This window comes from Candidatus Nitrospira nitrosa (assembly GCF_001458735.1).
Classification (GTDB): Bacteria; Nitrospirota; Nitrospiria; order Nitrospirales; family Nitrospiraceae; genus Nitrospira_D; species Nitrospira_D nitrosa.
Genome location: NZ_CZQA01000001.1, coordinates 516,866 through 535,939 on the forward strand (window position 1 = coordinate 516,866; position 19,074 = coordinate 535,939).

Annotated in this window: 21 protein-coding genes and 1 tRNA gene; 11 read left to right on the top strand and 11 right to left on the bottom strand. The window is 53.3% G+C overall.

The annotated features are described in order from the left end of the window. Positions 1–65: 65 nt before the first annotated feature. Positions 66–422: a hypothetical protein gene (locus COMA1_RS02460; protein ID WP_090743270.1), complete on the bottom strand. Its 357-nt coding sequence runs from the start codon at positions 420–422 to the stop codon at positions 66–68. A gap of 693 nt (positions 423–1,115) precedes the next feature. Here COMA1_RS02460 and COMA1_RS02465 point away from each other — a divergent pair. Beyond that, on the top strand, positions 1,116–2,072 hold the full coding sequence (locus COMA1_RS02465) for an ATP-grasp fold amidoligase family protein (protein WP_176697792.1): 957 nt from the start codon (positions 1,116–1,118) through the stop codon (positions 2,070–2,072). 312 nt (positions 2,073–2,384) lie between these two features. Here COMA1_RS02465 and COMA1_RS02470 read toward each other — a convergent pair whose 3' ends face one another. After that, on the bottom strand, positions 2,385–3,077 hold the full coding sequence (locus COMA1_RS02470) for a hypothetical protein (protein ID WP_141654189.1): 693 nt from the start codon (positions 3,075–3,077) through the stop codon (positions 2,385–2,387). Between the two features lie 199 nt (positions 3,078–3,276). Between COMA1_RS02470 and COMA1_RS02475 the strand changes: the two genes are divergently transcribed. Beyond that, complete coding sequence (locus tag COMA1_RS02475; protein ID WP_090743279.1) at positions 3,277–3,615, top strand: hypothetical protein; 339 nt, start codon at positions 3,277–3,279, stop codon at positions 3,613–3,615. A 157-nt stretch (positions 3,616–3,772) separates the two neighbouring features. Here the strand turns inward: COMA1_RS02475 and COMA1_RS02480 are convergent, their stop codons facing one another. Further along, positions 3,773–4,372: a recombinase family protein gene (locus tag COMA1_RS02480; protein ID WP_090743282.1), complete on the bottom strand. Its 600-nt coding sequence runs from the start codon at positions 4,370–4,372 to the stop codon at positions 3,773–3,775. A gap of 315 nt (positions 4,373–4,687) precedes the next feature. Between COMA1_RS02480 and COMA1_RS21755 the strand changes: the two genes are divergently transcribed. The 7 genes from COMA1_RS21755 to COMA1_RS02510 all read left to right on the top strand — a co-directional run bounded on the left by COMA1_RS21755 (position 4,688) and on the right by COMA1_RS02510 (position 9,870). After that, positions 4,688–4,816, top strand: a complete 129-nt coding sequence (locus COMA1_RS21755; RefSeq protein WP_281176215.1) for a hypothetical protein — start codon at positions 4,688–4,690, stop codon at positions 4,814–4,816. Positions 4,817–4,821: 5 nt separating this feature from the next. Beyond that, entirely contained in the window at positions 4,822–5,415 is a 594-nt protein-coding gene (locus COMA1_RS02485; RefSeq protein ID WP_090743285.1) for a hypothetical protein, read from the top strand. Positions 5,416–5,613: 198 nt separating this feature from the next. Continuing rightward, positions 5,614–6,024, top strand: a complete 411-nt coding sequence (locus COMA1_RS02490; RefSeq protein WP_090743288.1) for a hypothetical protein — start codon at positions 5,614–5,616, stop codon at positions 6,022–6,024. A gap of 231 nt (positions 6,025–6,255) precedes the next feature. Further along, positions 6,256–8,202, top strand: coding sequence for a hypothetical protein (locus tag COMA1_RS02495; protein WP_090743291.1), 1,947 nt, complete (start codon positions 6,256–6,258; stop codon positions 8,200–8,202). Positions 8,203–8,531: 329 nt separating this feature from the next. Next, a complete protein-coding gene (locus COMA1_RS02500; protein WP_090743294.1) occupies positions 8,532–8,825 on the top strand; it encodes a hypothetical protein in 294 nt (97 codons plus the stop codon). 149 nt (positions 8,826–8,974) lie between these two features. After that, a complete protein-coding gene (locus COMA1_RS02505; RefSeq protein ID WP_090743297.1) occupies positions 8,975–9,442 on the top strand; it encodes a hypothetical protein in 468 nt (155 codons plus the stop codon). A gap of 230 nt (positions 9,443–9,672) precedes the next feature. After that, positions 9,673–9,870, top strand: a complete 198-nt coding sequence (locus COMA1_RS02510; RefSeq protein WP_090743300.1) for a hypothetical protein — start codon at positions 9,673–9,675, stop codon at positions 9,868–9,870. Positions 9,871–10,437: 567 nt separating this feature from the next. Here COMA1_RS02510 and COMA1_RS02515 read toward each other — a convergent pair. The 4 genes from COMA1_RS02515 to pyrF all read right to left on the bottom strand — a co-directional run bounded on the left by COMA1_RS02515 (position 10,438) and on the right by pyrF (position 12,867). Continuing rightward, positions 10,438–11,316 carry a site-specific integrase gene (locus COMA1_RS02515; RefSeq protein ID WP_176697793.1) on the bottom strand — a complete coding sequence of 293 codons (879 nt, stop codon included), beginning with the start codon at positions 11,314–11,316 and terminating at the stop codon, positions 10,438–10,440. Positions 11,317–11,638: 322 nt separating this feature from the next. Further along, positions 11,639–11,938 carry a DUF6538 domain-containing protein gene (locus COMA1_RS22100; RefSeq protein ID WP_407921306.1) on the bottom strand — a complete coding sequence of 100 codons (300 nt, stop codon included), beginning with the start codon at positions 11,936–11,938 and terminating at the stop codon, positions 11,639–11,641. A 75-nt stretch (positions 11,939–12,013) separates the two neighbouring features. Beyond that, positions 12,014–12,090 (bottom strand) — tRNA-His (locus COMA1_RS02520). A 63-nt stretch (positions 12,091–12,153) separates the two neighbouring features. Continuing rightward, complete coding sequence (gene pyrF, locus COMA1_RS02525; RefSeq protein WP_090743306.1) at positions 12,154–12,867, bottom strand: orotidine-5'-phosphate decarboxylase; 714 nt, start codon at positions 12,865–12,867, stop codon at positions 12,154–12,156. 87 nt (positions 12,868–12,954) lie between these two features. Here pyrF and rpsT point away from each other — a divergent pair, with 87 nt between their 5' ends. Further along, entirely contained in the window at positions 12,955–13,233 is a 279-nt protein-coding gene (gene rpsT, locus COMA1_RS02530) for a 30S ribosomal protein S20 (RefSeq protein WP_090743309.1), read from the top strand. Here rpsT and holA read toward each other — a convergent pair. The 3 genes from holA to leuS are packed head-to-tail and all read right to left on the bottom strand — an operon-like array spanning position 13,205 to position 17,425. After that, on the bottom strand, positions 13,205–14,317 hold the full coding sequence (holA, locus tag COMA1_RS02535; RefSeq protein WP_090743311.1) for a DNA polymerase III subunit delta: 1,113 nt from the start codon (positions 14,315–14,317) through the stop codon (positions 13,205–13,207). The genes rpsT and holA overlap by 29 nt on opposite strands. A 20-nt stretch (positions 14,318–14,337) precedes the next feature. After that, the gene (lptE, locus tag COMA1_RS02540) at positions 14,338–14,931 is read right to left on the bottom strand and encodes an LPS assembly lipoprotein LptE (protein WP_090743314.1); all 594 of its coding nucleotides are present in this window, start codon (positions 14,929–14,931) and stop codon (positions 14,338–14,340) included. Positions 14,932–14,989: 58 nt separating this feature from the next. After that, on the bottom strand, positions 14,990–17,425 hold the full coding sequence (leuS, locus tag COMA1_RS02545) for a leucine--tRNA ligase (protein ID WP_090743316.1): 2,436 nt from the start codon (positions 17,423–17,425) through the stop codon (positions 14,990–14,992). Between the two features lie 341 nt (positions 17,426–17,766). Here leuS and COMA1_RS02550 point away from each other — a divergent pair, with 341 nt between their 5' ends. Further along, a complete protein-coding gene (locus tag COMA1_RS02550; RefSeq protein ID WP_176697794.1) occupies positions 17,767–18,339 on the top strand; it encodes a class I SAM-dependent methyltransferase in 573 nt (190 codons plus the stop codon). Here COMA1_RS02550 and COMA1_RS02555 read toward each other — a convergent pair. Further along, on the bottom strand, positions 18,336–19,034 hold the full coding sequence (locus COMA1_RS02555; protein ID WP_176697795.1) for an HAD family hydrolase: 699 nt from the start codon (positions 19,032–19,034) through the stop codon (positions 18,336–18,338). The two genes, COMA1_RS02550 and COMA1_RS02555, sit on opposite strands and share 4 nt — an antisense overlap. Positions 19,035–19,074: the final 40 nt, after the last annotated feature.

Sequence of the window (19,074 nt, forward strand, 5' to 3'; positions counted from 1 at the left end):
GCAAGAAGAAAGCTGATCTTTTACAGCAGTCCCACCATTAAGGCGCCACCTAGCCATGGTGGCTATTAGAAATCTTCAAATAAACGAAGCTGATTCGGTCGTCCGATTCCTCTCATCCAAGCTGGTACCCGTGGCGGTTTCTTTGGCTTCTGAGGAGCTGGGCCGCTTGCCAACAAGGCCTGCGCCGTGATCCATGCTCCAATTAGTTCAAAGTGGGCCAGATCTTTCTGTCGGAGATTTGAGCTCCACTCGGAACTGGCTCGCTTGCTCACTCCCACCGGCCGACTCAAGTAGCGCAACTGAAAAAACCATTCGCCGGACCAGCTGGTACCAACTTGATGTACAACGGCAATAACGCCGAGGCGTTCACCGGTTGTCTGCCTAAGATAGACACCGAGAGCAATGTCCTCACGAGTCACCATAGTAACCAATGGTTACACTTTTATCACGCCACAGTCAATCAATTTAAATGCATGGCAATAATCACCTAATAATTGTGACGCGATATCAGACGGGCCAGCATGGCTACACCTTTCTGTTTCATACCCACACTTGTCGAACCGAGCATCATAATCTCCAATAGGATCACAGGTATCCAGCCTTAAGACCTTCATGAGGAGCCGTTGTCTCCTGAAATCCTTTTTGTTCGATCACCTACTGAAACCCGCGTGGGGGAAAGATGCAATGGAAGCTGGATTTCGGATTGTGCTGCTCCCATCCCCGCATAAGTAGGTGCCAGTGTTTAGTTGCGAGTAACGCGTCTTCGTAGCAAGATTTCCGCTGTCTATGCATCTTCCTGACCTGCCTTTCATTGTCTTCAGGGCCATACATATCTGCATTCTGATCCATACATATCTTACCCAAGAACACGCATAGGTTAGCGCACCTTCTGTCCATCTTCCGGAGAGACTAAGTGATACAACGATATTGAAATCATGGATTTATAGGGATTAGAAGCATAGGCGAGCCAGCGAACGGAATCGGGGGCACCATCTTTGCCTTTAATCAGGGGACAACCAATCTGATGGGCAAACAAAGGCTTGGCTTCAGTTCAAAACTGCTGCCCGTGAAAGCAGACGACCTACAGCTGTATGTTTCAGGAAGGGACTAAGGAAATGAACCATTCTATCCCCATAACACGGAACGCCAACTTTCAAGACCGGCTGCGAGGTACATGGGTCCACAAATTCTATACCGGTGCCCGAAAGGCGAAACGTCGTCTACTCCGCCAATCCGAAGGGGAAGCCATGCTCCTAGCACGATATCATCGAGTGCATGGCAAACCTCTCAACATGAATGCCCCGAAGACATTTACGGAAAAACTCTTCTGGAGAATGATTTCCTGGAACCGAGGCGTCCATCCTATCTTTACACAGCTGACCGATAAGTATTCAGTGAGAACTCACGTGGCAGATACGATAGGAGATCAGTACCTGATCAAGCTCTTATGGTCTGGCGAAACGACTCAGAACATCCCATTTGAACGACTTCCAGCAAGCTACGTCATGAAGCCGAGCCACTCAAGCCAACAGGTGATTGTGGTCAAAGGGCAGTCTGAACGGGCTGACTACATCGACCGTGCATCAGGCTGGCTGGGCAGTAATTACTATTGGATCGCACGAGAGTACCAATACTATCACATCAAACCACGGGTCATGATTGAGGAGTGTCTTGAAAATCCAGACGGGAGCCTTCCCCTTGACTATAAGATCTGGTGTTTCAACGGAGTGCCGGAGCTTATTCAAGTGATCACCCATACGCGGGACATGAGCTCATTCTTTGACAAGACATGGACCCTCTTGGACCTCACCAACAAAGAAGGACGTTCACAACGGTCAATCCCAAAGCCCACGAACCTGGAAGAGATGCTCGCCATTGCATCGAAGCTGTCGCTTGGTTTCGGGTTTGTCCGTGTCGATTTATACAATGTCAACGGAAGAGTCTATTTTGGGGAATTGACCTTTACCCCTACGTCCGGACACATGAAACTGCAACCGGACAGCTGGGATACCGTGCTAGGGGAAAAGTGGGACTTATCACTGGAACATCGACCACCAGCTGTCAGAGAGTGAGTGCCAGCTACCTCTTACTCGACTAATTTCTGATGAAACTCCATCGATAGGCGCCGACAAAACTCTGAGATGGGAGGAACGAGGGCATATCCGTATGGGGTGGATGACGGGTATAGACCTATGACCACCCGCAAATCCTTACCAAGAGCCATTTCGCCAGGTTACGTGTAACCCTTCCGTCCGAGACCGTAGCAAAACTGTAGCAGGAAGACGTAGCAGATTTTCCGGGTGAAAGGGAAGCCCATGGGTGCCGGTTCCACTCAAGGTAAATCAGGGCGGTTGTGCTGTGGGGCTAACACGTAAGGCTTGTATCTATGATCGGCTTTCTTTTGATTCAGGCTTTGTGCCAACTGCCAGAATGGCTTGATTGGGGGTCGGAACGTCTAAGACCTGTATAAAGATTGATGGGAGTCCGTCCGCGTTAAAATCCCGGAGGAGGTTCTGAAATTTCCCTGGCTGTAAGATTATAGAGACGTGGTTTCCTCTCAGAACGAGTTCACCTACTTTACCCCCAACTGTGAATGTTAACCTCTTACTGTTCTGGTCATATCGCAGATCTGAGAAGCTCAAAGCGTACTGTACGTTAGGTGTACCGCTGGTGGTTACTTTCGGTGCATCGCTAGTGGCATGGATCGGGGCATTTGAGGTTAAATTTACTGGAATTATCTTGGCATCGTTTGTGAAACCGGCGGCTTTTGCCTGAGCCCTGTATTCTCCGCTATTGAGCTTTTCTAATACGAGTATTTTTGACTCAACTGACTTAATCCTTTCTCCCCAATCTTTAGTTCTCTCGTCGATTCGTTCTACTGCTTCACTCTTCTGTGTGAGTTTGTCCTGTAGCTTCGTGAATTGGCTTGAATGATCTTGCCAGATATAAACCAACAGGGCTGCTACACCTGCTGCGCTCCCATACTTACTGATGAATGATTCCTTTATCCTCTCTCGATCAGAGGGGACCAGTGGTGACGTAGTACTAGGATTGTGCTTCTTGTTCTTGTTTCCCACACCAGGCCCCACAAATCAGCAGGGACATTTAACACGCCCTCTCTCATGTGAGCAATCCCCAAGACGTGGTAGCGGTAGCTCTCTGCCCTTCTTCAGCAGTACCCTCTACCGCGTAGGGTGCTACGCCCCCGCTCGCGTTGAATTGTCTCACGGCAACCGCATTCGATAACCTGTAAGGACGACAGGGGGAGGGATCAGCATGTACCACTTGCTTGTTCAGATCTTCTGTAATGCCCTTGCTACTCTGGTGTTTGGAGCACTCCTGTTCTTTGCAGCGCGAGAGGCCAATGCTACCCACTGTCCGGGCTGTGACACGACCGAACCATCCTACGGAAGCTCCAGCTTTGAAAACCGCCGGGAAGCCGGGAAGTATCAGCCGGGTGATGGGCGGACACCCTATGAGCCAAGGGAGAGTAGCGCCCAGAGGTACGAGAGGGAACGCCAAGAGCAGGAGCGTTCAGCGACGCAGGAACGACAGGAACGGGATAGGCAAGAGCAACAGAGACAACAACGTTCCTCCGGGAACTACGGTTACTGAAGGGGGGAAATAATTCAGGTGCAAAAATCTGTTTGCCTAATACGATAGAGCATCCGCCCAATGCTCCCCCGTAGGGTACTCGGTTCGGTACACAATCGGGTACCTTAGGGAGTCTCCAGAGAGTTGCCGAGTAGGATCAACTAGATCGGCTCAGGTATTAGGATTTGTTGTCATTGCAGCTTGATAACACTCGCTGAACCGTGCAGTTCCCCACATGCAATGTCCTCGCAATCGCTCGCATACCAAGCCGCTGGCTATCCCGCAGGTGAACGATCTGCGCTTCAACAGCGGGGTCAATGCGGGGTCTCCCGAGGGTCTTTCCTTGTGCCTTCGCTCGCTTCAATCCAGCCTTGACCCGCTCAACGATCATCGACCGTTCAAACTCAGCGAACACACCCAGCATTTGAAACAGCATCTTACCCGCAGGCGTTGAGGTATCGAGGCCCTGTTTGTGGAGGTAGAGGTTGACTCGTTTGCTCTGGAGTTCGTTCAGGAAGCTCACCAAGTCCTGAAGACTACGACCTAGCCGATCTACCGACCACGAAGCCACCAAGTCAAACTCACCACGAACCACACCCTTGCACAACCTATCGAACGCTGGCCGACCATCCCGACCCTTGGCACCCGAGATGCCCTTGTCGATGAACCGCTCGACCACTTCCCAGCCTTCCCGTTTGGCGACGGCCTCCAGGTCTTGAAGCTGGTTCTCGACCGTTTGGCCGTCCGTTGAGACTCTGGCATACAGTGCAACCTTCATGGCCTACCCTCCAAGTGATGACCAGACTATACCTTTGATCTGTCCTATAATCACGTATATTTAGGTCACTCAAAAGAGGGGTACAGACTGCGCGTGTTTGTTGGGTATTTGAGAGGTCAGTTCTGACGGGTTTATAGGACAGGCTTACCAGTGCTTGCGGTCTCAGCGATGCTACGCCGCGTAGCGATGCCTAGAGGAGATACGCCCACATGTGGGATGAATGCAGTAGTGTGCTAAATTAGGTACTTTACCCTAGTCTTGGAGAGTGATAGAAAGACCGTCAGGCGTGGTCAATAATCAAACTGAGGAGGCGTTATGCGGATCATCACCAAGCACTTTGAATTGGAACTGGCGCATTATCTGTTCATCAGCGTCTTTGGCTTGGAACTATATCTAGGACCGGATCAAGGCTTAGGCCGCTTGGTGTGGAGCAGGAAGGTGTAGCCCCCATGAACCTGGATAAATACCCTGAACACGTCAGGAGCGAACTGGAGGCGTACTACGCGAAGGAGAGCCCAGAGGCTAAGAAGCACCGTCTGGAGATCGAGAAGGTCAAGGCTGATGCTGTCAAATCTCAACGGGCTTGGGAAGCCGAGAAACGGGAATTTCGTGAGAAGTACGGGCGTAGCGGTATGCTTGAACGGGATGATTTCTGCGCCCCAAATAATTGGACACCCTACCGCCCAAGCTACTGGACCATCAAGGAGTTGAAGAACCGCCTGAAGTGGTTGAAGGATCAGCGGGGAACACTGCTAGGGAAGCCTGAGAAGGTGAAGGAGCTGGCCGAGAACACCAGGAAGATACGGAAGTACACCTTGGAGCTGTTCAGGAGGTATGGAGCCAAGAGGCTTGCTAGGGAACTGAAGGAGAAGAACCGCCTTCGCCGCTATTGGAGAGCCATGGACAAACGGAAAGCGAGAAAGGTACTCACAGATAAGTGGTTTGAGGCACGGAAACAGAAGCGGCTTGCACGTAAGGCATTGGAACAACAGGGACCACAAGAAACCACGAAAACCTCAGAAGCCCACGGAACTTCAGCATAAACGAACACCGGCGATCTGTATGAATAACAGAAACAGTTTCTCTCCCTCCCCACAAGCTACCTAAACATCGAGCGTTCGCTTACCCGTTAGTGTCCGTTCTTTTTTTCCTACGAAATGTCCTCACTCATCCAGTAATAGTCAGCCGTTTGTCTCATATCTATCGTTTCTCCGCGAAACATCTTCATTGAAAGGAGCATCATGCCCTATACCGAAAACCACAACCCCGAGGTAGCCGGGAAAGGTCGCCGCTATGCTGTTGGTTCAGCAGCTTGTCTTGCAGTTCGCCTTGATCCTGAATCATACGGTGTCCTGAAGTGGGCGGCCAAGGAGCTGTCATACCTCAAGGGACCAAAGGAGAGGTTGTCTCAGTCAACCGTGGTGAGACGTGCCTTGAAGGTCTACAAGACGCACCTCCTACACGTCCTCAATGACCCAGCCCTTGTCAGTAGCGAGAAAGAAGAAGCACGGCAAGGCACCAAACTTCCAGACCCGCCAAGACCCCGCGACATTGACCGGCGGGATAAACGCCGCGCAGCAATCGCGTACAACCGGGCGAATCCAAGTAAGCCTACATTCCCAACTATTGATCTTGGCAAAGGTAAGCGTTGAGCCTCGCGTTGTGGCAACGCCTCTCACCTTCCCTGTCCCTGTTTTCCGTCGCAAGAGCCTCGGTTTGATGTGCGAGTCACCTTCTCCCGTAGTTCATTCCAAACAGAAGCAAGTAACCAGGCAGACGCCACCTATCGTGAGACGGTGGGCCAGCTAATCCCTGGTGTTCAACGTCTGCCTTCCTCTTGAACAGGAGCCGTCAGCGGCGACGGCCAGGAAAGGATTATTTACATGAAACTCACAAAAGAAGAAGTAGCTCTCTTAACCAAGACCGCGTTTGCCATTACCACCAAATTTCTTTGTGACAAAGGCAACCGACCCCACCCCAAGCACCTCCAAGCCCTGGAAGCCATCCTCGATTCAATGGCGAACATGGCCCAGGGGACGTTACAGGGACGGTGGGCCTTCGGGCTTCAGACTGGACTAGGCAAAACAACCTGTGCCACTGCCTTCTGTGCAGCCTTGGCCCGGTTGAACCTGTTAGATCGAGTGTCGGTTGTGATTGCAGCCCAGGACGTAGAAGCTCTCTGCGAGACCTGGGACACCATGACCCAAGACTTAGGCATCAGTGAGAAGCATATCGGTCTCCTTCACAGGAAGCCTGATGCCCGACACCAAGCCACGGAGAACGCCATACAGAGACCCTTACTCCTCCTCTGTCATGCCAGGGTAAAGGAACGGTTTCTCGATCAGTTCAAGTATCGGGGTGAGATGCGGGACCTATTGATCTATGACGAATCTCTCATGACGACCCGCTCAAGTACCTGTTCCTCCAAAGACCTCTCAGCAATCGCAGGAGCTTTCCACGCTCAATGTGAAGACAGCATCTCCTACCGCAAGAAGTACGGAGAGCTGAGTATCTGGCTGGACGAAGTACGGGAAGCCGTCAAGACGGAGATCGAACGGTTAAAGACCATTGCTTCAACACAGAGCGTCATGCTGCTCCCTCAACGATCTGAGGAAACCCTGACCGCCTTTGAGGAACTGGTGTCATCAAAGGGCAATCATGGGGGACACGATACAATCCTCTCCCTCCTGGCTATGTGTCCAACGCCGGTCAAAGTAGCCAACTTCAAGGATAAGGGCATCATGTCCTTTCAAGTCGCCGTACCGATGGAGTTACACAACATCATCGTGCTTGACGCCAGTAACCCTATCAGAGACCTTGTGAAATACGACAGGACCATCCTGAATGCCGAGGAGCATCTTCCCAAGTTCAAGGCCCTCGGTTGTCGCTTGACTGACCTGAAGACCTACCCTGGAACGATCATCTACCGCATGAAGGCGGGAGGTGGAAAGAGTTCTATTGCCAGGTCCTTGGGCCATGCCATGCAACACAACAGCCGACTCTGCAAGGAAGCCGTCGAAGTCTTGAGGACGATCCCCCAGGACCAAGCTACCTTGATTATTGCCTTCAGACCGATCTACCAAATCACGGGAACGGTCAACTGTGTGAAGGCCCTTGAGGATGCTATTAACCTGTCTGGGATTGCCACGATGGAGCATCAGCAATCGAAAGAGACTATCTCGGTGATTGAGAACGGGAAGACTGTCGAGAAACCCCGAATCTCGATCATCACCTGGGGTCTACATAAGGGGACCAATCGGTACAAGTATTGTCAGAACGAAATCCAGATGGGCATCATTCACAGACACCCCTTAGACCTCCTGGGAGAGATCGGAGGCCGAGAAGGTCTTGAGACTGACCAAACAGAGCGACGGGTACGAGATATCCAGATGTCTGAGGTTGCCCACGATTGCTTCCAGGCGATAGGCCGCATTCGGTGCCGAAGTGTGGTGGATGGTCACGCCTTACCCGTCAAGGTCTGGTTGATTGAGTATTCCAATAGTCTTCAGGAGAGGCTTGAGCCGGTGATGGCCGGTGCTATCTGGAAGACCTGGGAGACCAAGTACGATGAGATCCCCGAAGGGAAGGAAGGTGGGGTCATTGAGACGGCTGCTAGGGCTATCAGTGCCCACCTCGACACTCTCGCTTCCCAAGGGGTCGGTAAGGTATCGAGTAAGGTTCTAAGGCAGTTGCCCTGTTGTCAGAGGCTTAACCCGCGAACCTTCCAGGAAGCTTTGGTTAAGGTCTTGGAAACAAACAAGACTTGGATCAGATCCGGTAAGAGCTTCTGCTACGGGGTGAGTCTCTTTGAGGAAAAAATAAACACATGACTTCTGTATGTTCTATACAGAAAGTATGTGCTTATCTTCTCAACTTTGGCTGAAGTAGACATGTTTCCGTATAAGACCTCTTCTATACGGAAGTATGTCCACTTGGGCAATACTCACAAGCGATTGTATTTAAACCACTTTATTTAAATAAAGGAACGGACACCATGTCCCAACAAGACCATATCACTGACTTAGGGAAGCTCTGATTAATTCGAAGTTTTAAGGAGAAGGCAGTTGAATCTCCAATGGTTTGAGAGACAATTGACCAAAAATCTGAATTAATCAGACATTCCTTAGAAACCCAACTTGAGCAGGCCTGCCGGGATGCCATGCCGTCCATTGTTGTCGAGGTAGACCACTCTACAACGGAACACACAACCAAGAACCTGAAGACGGGAACGGTACGGGTAGACCTCATCCTGGACAAGCCCCAAGCACAACCAATCACAACCCCGCCGAGTTCTCCCCAGGCAATCCCTGGGATGGTATCGGCGGTGTCTCCGATTGGAGAAGTTCTAGAGAGAACCGAAGACCACATTGTGCAGAAGCTCTCCTCGGGGACGATCCGCACGGACATCACCAAGGTCGAACCACCCACCCCAATCAACTATTGGTCTTTCTAGGAGATGAACCTACATAGCCTGTTCGCGCCCAGAGAGATCGAGACCAAACTCAACCAACATGTAGACAGCCTGGCTAAGATAGTCCCCACCAAGGGGACTTGTCGGAACGATCATTAACCTACCTAAGCCATAGTAAAGGAACCCTCAGCATGTCAGTCAACACCACCATCCACCACTACAAGAACGTCCCCGTGAACTCTGTGAGATATAGTGTCTATCTGGAAATGTCCGATGCAGCCGAACCATTTCAACCCAAAGCAGGGCTAGCCTACAACTCCCCTGGTCTGTCTCTGTACTACACTAAAAACAGGACGGCACCAGTACCAGTGGCCTTGGTAGATCTCACGTCTGCCCAGGATGTCTGGACCAGTGGCGGTGTGAAGGAAGTGGATAGTGTCAATCTCCCTGGTCTCGTAAGGTTCGACCTACCCAACGACGTGTTCAAGGGAGATCAGAAGAGCAGTGAAGTCTTGGTCACGATCAAGGCCACGGGGTTTAGGACACTCACTGTACGTATTCCGTTGGTAGACAATGTGCAGGATGCTTCGCCTAAGGGTGTTGTCTCAGCAGTGCCCTATGCAGGGTGGAAGAACCAGACCGTGAGGACTGACAACTAAACCAAGATGATCCCAAAAATTGCTTCGGGATGATATTACTTAGAGTAGGTAGGGTGGTCTGTCTTCTCGTTATTGGAGCGCAGGCCGCCTGTTCTTAAAAGAAGGGTGAGTTCAAGGGCAACAAATGGTCAAAAGATCTTTTTTGTAACATTTTGAATCCTTTTGCACCTTTTTGGAACTTTATGGTACCTTAGTCCCACAGTAGGCCTGAAGTAATAGAGTAGATGACAATGACAAAGAGTAAAAACGTACAAGTAAAGAAGCTCACCACCGATCAGGCTCGCAAAATGTTTGATCGTCAGGCGAAGACCTACCTTAAAATGAGCGGCAGTGAGTTCATCAAGCGCTGGGACAGCGGGAAGTTCAACGGTTCCGCTGATACTCCTAACGTCATGCGCGTAGCAATGCTACTCCCCTTTGGCCGGTAAGACCCCCAAAGAAGCTGTCGATAATTTCCTTCGTCCTATCCAGTTAGTTCTTTCTTGCTTCACAAAATCGGTCATCTATCACGCGGGTTCTTACCAATTGGACGGTGGGCCTTATGCTGCTACCGTGGCAAAGGGCAGCAGGTTTTCGCTACCTGGTGTTTCCCTCTGGCTTTCAGTTTCCATGCAATACAAGATTGTGGAAGCCGATGGAGACCGGGGACCGTACAAGGTGAAGATGACTTCGTATCGTTACGGAATTGAAGATAGGCGCGGTAAGGAGATTCTATCCTACGATTGGCACCCAAACACAGGCATGTTATCTCCACATCTTCACCTTCATGTTCCAACCTCGATCCCTCCAATTGTCGACTTCCATAAGAAGCATCTACCTACCGGGCGCGTATCCATTGAACAGATTCTACGTCTAACCGTGGAGGAGTTTGGAGTAAGGCCAATCAGGAAGGATTGGGGAAAGATCCTATCCGATGCTCAGGGACAGTTTGAAAAATGGCGGACATGGCACTATTGTCCAAAGCCCTGACTCCTCGATCGAGGCTGAAGGGACTATTAAGCTTCCGTGAGAACCTTCACCACTTCCGGGTACTGTAACTTCTCCAACCCCTCCTTTAGTGTCTCCATAGCCAACAGCTCCTTGTGCACATACTGTTCATGAACATTCCCCGCTGAGTGTCCTACGAGGGTTTCCACGATATTGACTGGTACACCAGCACTATGGAGTTTGGTAATTCCCCCATGTCTCAGTGAATGGATCACCAACCGAGGATCGGTCAGACCAAGTTCGGTAAGTGCTCGACCAAACCACTTCCCCGCCGGATCAGCATAACCATTCTTCCCCTTCCGCTTGAGCTGGGGGAATATGCGAGGATGCCCCGTCTTCTGTATTTGTGAGACGTACTCCATAAATCCAAGCTGGATCAGGCTGGAGTGAGTAGGTACCCGTCGCCTACTTTGCTCATTCTTCAAGGTCTGGTCCGGCTCCTCATCGGTGATCTTGATACAGGGAATCCCCTCCACGTGGATCAGATCCTTGTGGTAGAGCTGTGCAGCCTCCTCCCTTCTACAGGCTTGGAAGAGACACAAGAGGATAACCCAGTACCGCTCAGGTCTCTCCGTTCGTTGTCGTAGGAACTCCTGGGAAGAGAACACGGCCAAGAGCTCCTCAGCGCTAAACGGACGCCGCTTCAACGCCGCCTTCTTGGATTGCCGCTTACTGATGCCGAGGCCCTTCATGGGGTTCTTCCCCTCTGGGATATATCCATGCACTTCGGCCCAGCGGAAGAAAGCGTCAGCATTGGACAGATGCTTCATAGCGGTAGTCGGGTGACTTTTCCGCGTGAGTTGTAGACCCTCCTTGTAGCGTACTCCATCGGCCTTGGTGATGGTCGCTATGGGATTGTCCCCTCCTATGGCTTGCAGGAACCTCATGAACTCTGCTTTCATTGGATCGGCTGTTCTGGCAGGACGGGAATTGGTAGCAAGATACTTCTCTAGGACAACGGAGAAGGGCAGGCTTGGCTCTTGGGTCTCCTTGCTTGGAATAGGTTCAGCCGCCGTCTTGTGGTTCTCCTGATACTTGCCTCCCCATCGATCCGCTTCAACACGGGCATACTCTATCTTAGCCCTCAGGAGACGGCGGCACAGACGGGCAAACTCTGAACTGGCATGATCGAGGGCGGGAAGGTTGGCGGCCTGTAGCAGTTCATCGGCTTCGGTGGCAACCGTGCGGTAGTCTCCTGAGGTTAAGTCTTCACTGGCCCCATCTTGAGACGAGTGCTTCTATCTGGCCTTTGGTCATGTGTCTGCCACGTTTCCGCGAGGCTTCGCCGAGTCTACGCAGGGTGAAGAAGAGACGTGTCCCTGAGGCGATCCACTGCGATGCACGGCAGGATGCCTCCTCCTTATCCGTGGTCTTGAGAGACTTCCAGACCTCTACCCTTCCTCGGAAATAAACCCGAAGGGCTTTGGGGAATGGTGAGACGAGCGTATAGGAACTTCCGCTTTTTGTGAACGAAGAACGTAGACACAACCGCCCCCGAGACCGTAGCAAAACTGTAACAGTGCTACATTCTCAGGAACGGAAAAGACTGGAACGTCGCTCTAGGATAGGCTTCTATGATTTGTATGGGGTGGATGACGGGTTTCGAACCCGCGACCTCCGGATCCACAATCCGGCGCTCTAACCAACTGAGCTACACCCACCATACGGGTTTGAAGAATCGAGATATTAACAAAGGGCCGACTGCTATCGCAACTCAACTCCAGCTACCCACGTGCATCAAATGCCGCTTGCATCTCCGACAGGATAGCGCCGACGGTCGCAGCAGGATCTGCCGCATCACGAATCGGTCGACCGATCACCAGATAGTCCGCTCCAGCGGCAATGGCTTGCGTAGGCGTCGTCGCGCGAGCATGGTCATCAACCCCTTTACCGGCTGGCCGGACACCCGGCGTCACGATCGTGAAATGCGGCCCGACGGTCCGGCGGAGTGCCGTGGCTTCTTCACCGGACGCGACCACACCGTCGCAACCGACTTCTGAGGCCAGTACCGCCCTAGCGGTCACAAGGTCTTGGACCGTCCGCTGAATCCCCATCTCTCGCAGGTCGTTGCCGTCGAAATTCGTCAACACGGTCACAGCCAGCAACTTGAGCGATGAGCCTTCACGCCCCTGCACGGCGGCGGTCAGTGCCTTGCGATTGGCATGAACGGTCAAGAACTCGACCCCCATCGCGGCCACCCGACTCGTCGCACGACGAACTGTTTCCTCGATATCGAGAAATTTTAGGTCAAGAAACACCCGCATGCCTCGCTCCACGATCCGCTTCACCATCTCCGGTCCCGCTGCCGTGTAGAGTTCAAGTCCGACCTTCACGAATGTCAGATGCCCCTGGAGTCGATCCAAAAGCTGATCGGCATCCCCTGTCGAGGGAACATCCAATGCAAACATAAGCCGATCGCGTGCCACGATCTTCATCATCTTCCTTGCTCCTCTCCAAAAACTGATCCTTGACGGTCAGCAAGACCCTATGATACAAAATTATTTCTTTACTTACAGGAGTAATCGATGCCCCGAATTCACAAATCAACGATTCGACGAGCACGCCAATCCGAGCGACGCCATGAGCGGAATCGAGCCACCGTCAACACCGTAAGAACGCTCATCAAGAAGGTCCAATCCGCAGTGGCCGGAAAAAAAGTTGACGAGGCGAAGACCAGCTTGCTGGAAGCCACCTCGGCGATTGGAAAAGCTGTTTCCAAAGGCGTGCTTCATAGCAATACCGCCTCCCGGCGTATTTCACGGTTGGCCCATCGCGTCAACGCACTGTCCGGTTCCGGCTCTTAATCGTCCGCACGTTCGAGACAGTCCGTGTCCCGCTTCGCTTCGGTGAAGCCTGTGTCGGAGGCGTTGGCTGAATTCCTTTACCTGCTGACTCCCCACAGAGCGTCAAAAGTAGTCGTTCTAAGATCATCTTCGGACGACTACTGCTTCCCCCCTTGAGCCGTCCGTCAGCGTCCAAGAAGAGCCGGATTGCCAGGGCGAGGTGAGACTCGGAAAATTGATTCAAAAATGCCCTGACCCTGCCCGGGTCCATTCGCAGGTTTCGTGCGGCTTCCCCTTCACGCCCTCCTTGGACCAGGGTGTCTTTCGCCTTCCAAATCCGGCGATATTGCCACGCGAGTGACCCGAGGATCCGAAGTGGTGCTTCCCCAGCCTCCAGATTCCTCGCCAGAATTGATAGCGCCCGCCCTTGACGACCTTCAGCAATAGCCAGCGCCAGGTCAAACACCGACGCACCTGGCTCCATACCACGGAGCTGGTAAACATCTGCAGCAGTGACCATGCGATCAGGCGGCACATACGAAGCTAATTTCTCCAACTCTCGCCGCACACTATACAGCGAGGCACTGCAGACCTCCTGGAGTAATTGAGCGGCGGCGTCCTCCAAGCGAAGACCAACACGTTCGGCCTCGCGGCTAATCCAGGCCGGTAATTGGGCATCACGAAGTGGGGAGCAATCGACCACAATCGCCGATCGGGCAAGGGCTTGGGAGAATTTCAGGCGACCGTCCATCTTTGAGCTGACAAAGACCACGGTTGTGGATTCAATAGGATGGTTCACGCACTCGAGCAGAGGCTCGCTTTCTCGCGCATTCAGTTTCTCCGCGGCTTTCACCACGACCAAGCGGCGTGCTGAGAAAACCGGGACAGCGGCCATACTGTTCCGAATATCGGCCCCACTCGCTTCATCACCATAGAACTGTTCACAATTGAATGCATCCCCTTCTGCGCCAAGAACCGCTTGCGTGAGGGCGTTCACGGCAGAATCTCTCAATAAATCTTCTTCCCCCACCACGAGATACAGACATCCGGGTCCCTGCTGTTTCAGAGACGACTCGAGCTGCAGATGATTCAGAGTTGAGGCCATCGGTATTTACCGTATCGAGGCTATTGCGGCAAAGAGACTGACGCGGGAACCTGCTTCCTCAATGCCCCGGTCTCCACCTGTAACAGAAACCGTGATGCCAAGTCAGCAGCCAGGATGCGACCTGCCTGCTCCACTGCTCGATTCTGAAGGACACGGTTGAATTGAAGGTCCGGCGTAACGAAGAACTCTGACCCGCCCTTGGCGAGTTGCGTCCAGACAATCTTGCCCGAACGGACCTCTTCCACCCGAATCAGCACGACAACCTCGGCCCGGCTTTCCAACGTCGTCGTCTGTGAAAAACTGAGGGTCGGCAGGGACACTGACAGAATTTGCCCGCTCAACACGAGATCCGCCGCTTCAGACTCAGAAACAACTTGCGCCCCACTGCCGCTGGAAAATTCGTCACGGAAGTAATTGGTATAACGCGCTTCTAGATTCGGTTCAAAACTATTGTTGATCAACGTCTTGATAGCAAGCCGGGGAGGAGGCTCCGTGGACGTGGTAACGGGAGCCCCACCGATGGTTGGGCCAGCCCCGCCCACCCGAAACTGATAGCCGCATCCGGTAAGCATCGCGGCAACGAGTGCTGAGATGAGAGTGCCGAGAAGAAACATGAACGGCCTCCTGCTCTCTTGATTCCTAATTATTTTGCATTCAGTACTCAGCACTTCTCTAGACCACGAAGTTCAGTAACTTCTTCTCGACGTAGATCACCTTCTTCGGCTCTTTTCCTTGGAGCCATTCCGCCGCTTCCGCACGAGCGAGTCGTTCAACCTCTTCGCGCGAGACCTCAAGCGCCACCTCCAGCTTCGCCCTGAGCTTTCCGTTAACCTGGATCGGAATTGTCACGCGTTCGCTGACCGTCAGGGCCGGATCAAACGTCGGCCAGGGCTGTTGGGAAACACTGGGTTGATGCTCGAGGAGTCTCCAGAGTTCCTCTGCGACATGCGGAGCAAATGGAGTGAGCAGAAGGATGAAGGGCTCAATCACTGCCCTTGGTCGCTGCGACGCTTTGGTCATCTCATTCGTGAAGATCATCATCTGTGAAATCGCTGTATTGAACCGGAGCGCCTCAATGTCCTCCGTCACTTTCTTGATCGTCTGGTGGAGGAGTCGCTGATGCTCGAGGCTCGCAGCGGTTGAAACTACGGTGCTGGACAAGTGGCCTTCGTCATCGACGATGAGACGCCAGACTCGTTCCAAGAACCGGGTGACGCCTTCGACGCCTCTGGTGCTCCAGGGCTTCATCGCCTCCAGCGGTCCCATGAACATTTCGTAGAGCCGCACCGCATCCGCACCGAACTGGTCGATCATCTCATCGGGATTGACCACATTGCCGCGTGATTTGGACATCTTCTGATTGTCTTCACCCAAGACGATGCCCTGATGCACGAGCTTCATGAACGGTTCAGGAGTACTCACCACACCGATATCGAACAACACTTTGTGCCAAAACCGCGAGTACAGGAGATGCAGCACAGCATGCTCGCTCCCCCCAATATATAAGTCCACCGGCATCCAATAGCGTTCTTTTGCCTGGTCGACGAGCTGAGCGGAATTCTTGGGGTCGATGAATCTCAAGTAGTACCAGCAGGAACCCGCCCATTGCGGCATCGTGTTCGTTTCGCGTCGAGCCGGCTTACCGGTGGCGAGGTCGGTTGTTGCCAACCAGGTCTCTAAGTTCGCGAGCGGGCTTTCACCGGTGCCTGACGGCTTAAAGTTGCTCGTCTCCGGCAGGATCAAAGGAAGCTGCTCCTCCGGAAGTGGACGGGCCTCGCCATCGACCCACACGATCGGAAATGGCTCACCCCAATACCGCTGCCGGGCAAAAAGCCAATCTCGAAGCTTGTAGTTGACGGCCCTGGTGCCCTTCCCTTGCTTCGCAAGCCACTCGGTGACTTTGGGAATCGCCTCGGACGGGATCAGCCCGTTGATCGAAAAGCTGCCGTCGCTGGTCGATGAATTGACGACCGTCCCACGGTTCGTGTCGGTAAAGGCCGCTTCCTGCACATTCCCGCCGGTAATGACCTCGCGAACCGGGAGCTGATATTGACGCGCGAACGCCCAGTCACGCTCATCATGCGCCGGCACGGCCATAATGGCGCCGGTCCCGTAACTCATCAGTACGTAGTCTGCAATCCAGATCGGCAATCGCTCCTGGTTCAGGGGATTCACCGCATAGCCACCGGTGAAGACCCCCGTCTTCTCCTTCTCAAGTTCTTGCCGTTGCAGATCGCTCTTCCTGGCGGCACCCTCACGGTAATTCTGGACAGCGTCTGCTTGCGCCTTGCCCGTGATGACATCAACGAGGGGATGTTCCGGCGCAAGCACCATATAGGTTGCGCCGAACAACGTGTCGGGTCTGGTGGTGAACACGCGAATGGCGCCCTTCCCATCGGCCAGCGCAAAATCGACCTCGGCCCCGATCGACCGCCCGATCCAATTCTTCTGCATCTCCAACGTGCTGGCAGGCCAATCAACCAGCTTCAAGTCTTCAAGCAATCGATCGGCGTAGGCGGTGATTTTCAGCACCCACTGCCGCATCGGCTTGCGGATCACATCGAACCCGCCGACTTCGCTCTTGCCGTCGATGATTTCTTCGTTCGCCAATACCGTCCCAAGCTGTGGGCACCAATTCACCGGCACTTCCGCCACGTAGGCCAATCCCCGCTCAAAGAGCTTGAGGAAAATCCACTGCGTCCAGCGATAGTACCCGGGATCCGTCGTACTGAGCTCGCGTTCCCAGTCATACGAGAGCCCCACGCGCTTCATCTGGCGCTTGAAGGTGGCAATGTTGTCCGCTGTCGTCTTGGCCGGATGGATGCCGGTTTTCACGGCATATTGCTCTGCCGGCAACCCGAACGCATCCCAGCCCATGGGATGGAGCACATTGAACCCCTTCATCCGTTTATAGCGCGAGACGATATCTGTGGCGGTATACCCCTCAAGATGGCCGACATGGAGACCGGATCCGGAGGGATAGGGAAACATATCGAGACAGTAGAACTTGGGCTTCTCGCGATCGTCCGCAACGCGGAACGTCCGATGATCCTCCCAGTACTGCTGCCATTTCGTCTCAATGGCGCGGTGATCGTATCCTTTGCCCATTAATTGCTACTCACTCCCTCTGTCAAAAATGACGAAGGACTCTAACATAGACCCTCGGGGGTCACAAGATTTCTGCCAGGTAGAGGAGCCTGTCCGATATGGCCTTCGTAGCGAGACGAAGGAGATGCGGCGAGCCGCAAGGCCACAGGCACTGAAAAGCCGGAGGTCTATTCGCTGGAATACCGTGAGGATTGTTCGGAGCCGAGAACGATGCAGATGGCCGTAGATCGTTTATTCCAGTAGAAAAGGTCACTGTCGGAGAGGCTCCTAAAGTTTGCTATACTGCCCCTCGGATGGGACTCTATTGCAATCACGTCTTCCCTCGCCTGATGGAACATGTCATGCGTGGGGAGGAGTTCCAGCAATTACGGACCGAGGTGCTCCAATCGGTGGCCGGCGAGGTGCTGGAGATTGGGATTGGGACCGGACTCAATCTTTCTCACTATGGCCCTAACGTGTCGCGGGTGCGGGCCGTTGACCCCACCCCTATGCTTCCCACGCGGATGGCGAAGCGTCGTGCAGGCGTGCCCTTTCCGGTTGAGATCACCCATCACAGCGCCGAGCGACTACCCTATGAAGACCGGACATTCGACTGCGTAGTCAGTACCTGGACCCTCTGCACCATTCCCGATGCGGTGCGTGCGCTGCGGGAAGTGCGCCGTGCACTCAAACCAGACGGCAGGTTTCTCTTTTTGGAACATGGCAGGAGCGACGACCACAAGATTGCCCGATGGCAGGACAGACTCAATCCTGTCCAGAACATCATCGGCTGCGGATGCAATCTGAATCGCCGGATTGATGATCTGATCGCTCAAGCCGGGCTGAACATCACTCAGCTCGATCGATTTGCCATGCAGGGGGTACCAAGACTAGGCGGAGAAATGTATCGAGGCACGGCGGTGAGACAGAACTAGCCCATCGACCTGCCGTTCAAGAGCGACGTAAATCCCGTGACCGAGAAAAACTGTGGAAGCGGGGCCGGCGGCAATTCCGAACTCGACTTCGCACTATGCACCAAATGAGCAACTCCGAATGCTTTTGCCGCCGTTAGACAGCCTTCATCGTCATCCATAAAGAGGGATCGCGAGGGATCAAAACCCAACAAGCGCTGACAATTCGGCCAATACTCCGGCCGCATCTTCAGATACCCCACCTCAAAAGCATCCACAATTCGGTCCACATACCGATCCAAACCGGTCTTCGAGATTTTGACCGACACTCCGGTCGAATGGGCATTCGTGATGATGGTCACGCGTTTCCCCAGCTGTTGAAGATGGCGCAAGAATTCCTCAGCGCCTGGTAGAAATCCGATCATGTGATCGAGTTCCTTGTGCATCGCCACCACATCAATGCCGACCCGCCTGGTCCAATAGTTCAGGTCCGTCCACGCGAGTTCTCCTTCGACCGATCGGTACATCGCCATGAGACGATCGCGAGACTCCTGAAATGAGAGCCTGTGCAACGCGGCATACCGCCGCGGCAATTCTTCGTCAAAGAAGAAGTTATCGAAGTGGCGGTCCAGCAATGTGCCGTCCATATCCAGGAGCACATCATCGATCTGGGACCAATCGAAGTAGGGCTGAGGACTGCGGGCTGAGGACTGCGTCATTGACCAGATTATACCCGAGTGAGTGAAGAGAAGACGAGGC

Excerpts from the sequence above, each read along its gene's own strand:
- COMA1_RS02460 (WP_090743270.1), bottom strand. The coding sequence starts at position 422 with ATGGTGACTCGTGAGGACATTGCTCTCGGTGTCTATCTTAGGCAGACA.
- COMA1_RS02465 (WP_176697792.1), top strand. The coding sequence starts at position 1,116 with ATGAACCATTCTATCCCCATAACACGGAACGCCAACTTTCAAGACCGG.
- COMA1_RS02475 (WP_090743279.1), top strand. The coding sequence starts at position 3,277 with ATGTACCACTTGCTTGTTCAGATCTTCTGTAATGCCCTTGCTACTCTG.
- COMA1_RS02480 (WP_090743282.1), bottom strand. The coding sequence starts at position 4,372 with ATGAAGGTTGCACTGTATGCCAGAGTCTCAACGGACGGCCAAACGGTC.
- COMA1_RS21755 (WP_281176215.1), top strand. The coding sequence starts at position 4,688 with ATGCGGATCATCACCAAGCACTTTGAATTGGAACTGGCGCATTATCTG.
- COMA1_RS02485 (WP_090743285.1), top strand. The coding sequence starts at position 4,822 with ATGAACCTGGATAAATACCCTGAACACGTCAGGAGCGAACTGGAGGCG.
- COMA1_RS02490 (WP_090743288.1), top strand. The coding sequence starts at position 5,614 with ATGCCCTATACCGAAAACCACAACCCCGAGGTAGCCGGGAAAGGTCGC.
- COMA1_RS02495 (WP_090743291.1), top strand. The coding sequence starts at position 6,256 with ATGAAACTCACAAAAGAAGAAGTAGCTCTCTTAACCAAGACCGCGTTT.
- COMA1_RS02500 (WP_090743294.1), top strand. The coding sequence starts at position 8,532 with ATGCCGTCCATTGTTGTCGAGGTAGACCACTCTACAACGGAACACACA.
- COMA1_RS02505 (WP_090743297.1), top strand. The coding sequence starts at position 8,975 with ATGTCAGTCAACACCACCATCCACCACTACAAGAACGTCCCCGTGAAC.
- COMA1_RS02510 (WP_090743300.1), top strand. The coding sequence starts at position 9,673 with ATGACAAAGAGTAAAAACGTACAAGTAAAGAAGCTCACCACCGATCAG.
- COMA1_RS02515 (WP_176697793.1), bottom strand. The coding sequence starts at position 11,316 with ATGAGGTTCCTGCAAGCCATAGGAGGGGACAATCCCATAGCGACCATC.
- pyrF (WP_090743306.1), bottom strand. The coding sequence starts at position 12,867 with ATGATGAAGATCGTGGCACGCGATCGGCTTATGTTTGCATTGGATGTT.
- rpsT (WP_090743309.1), top strand. The coding sequence starts at position 12,955 with ATGCCCCGAATTCACAAATCAACGATTCGACGAGCACGCCAATCCGAG.
- holA (WP_090743311.1), bottom strand. The coding sequence starts at position 14,317 with ATGGCCTCAACTCTGAATCATCTGCAGCTCGAGTCGTCTCTGAAACAG.
- lptE (WP_090743314.1), bottom strand. The coding sequence starts at position 14,931 with ATGTTTCTTCTCGGCACTCTCATCTCAGCACTCGTTGCCGCGATGCTT.
- leuS (WP_090743316.1), bottom strand. The coding sequence starts at position 17,425 with ATGGGCAAAGGATACGATCACCGCGCCATTGAGACGAAATGGCAGCAG.
- COMA1_RS02550 (WP_176697794.1), top strand. The coding sequence starts at position 17,767 with ATGCGTGGGGAGGAGTTCCAGCAATTACGGACCGAGGTGCTCCAATCG.
- COMA1_RS02555 (WP_176697795.1), bottom strand. The coding sequence starts at position 19,034 with ATGACGCAGTCCTCAGCCCGCAGTCCTCAGCCCTACTTCGATTGGTCC.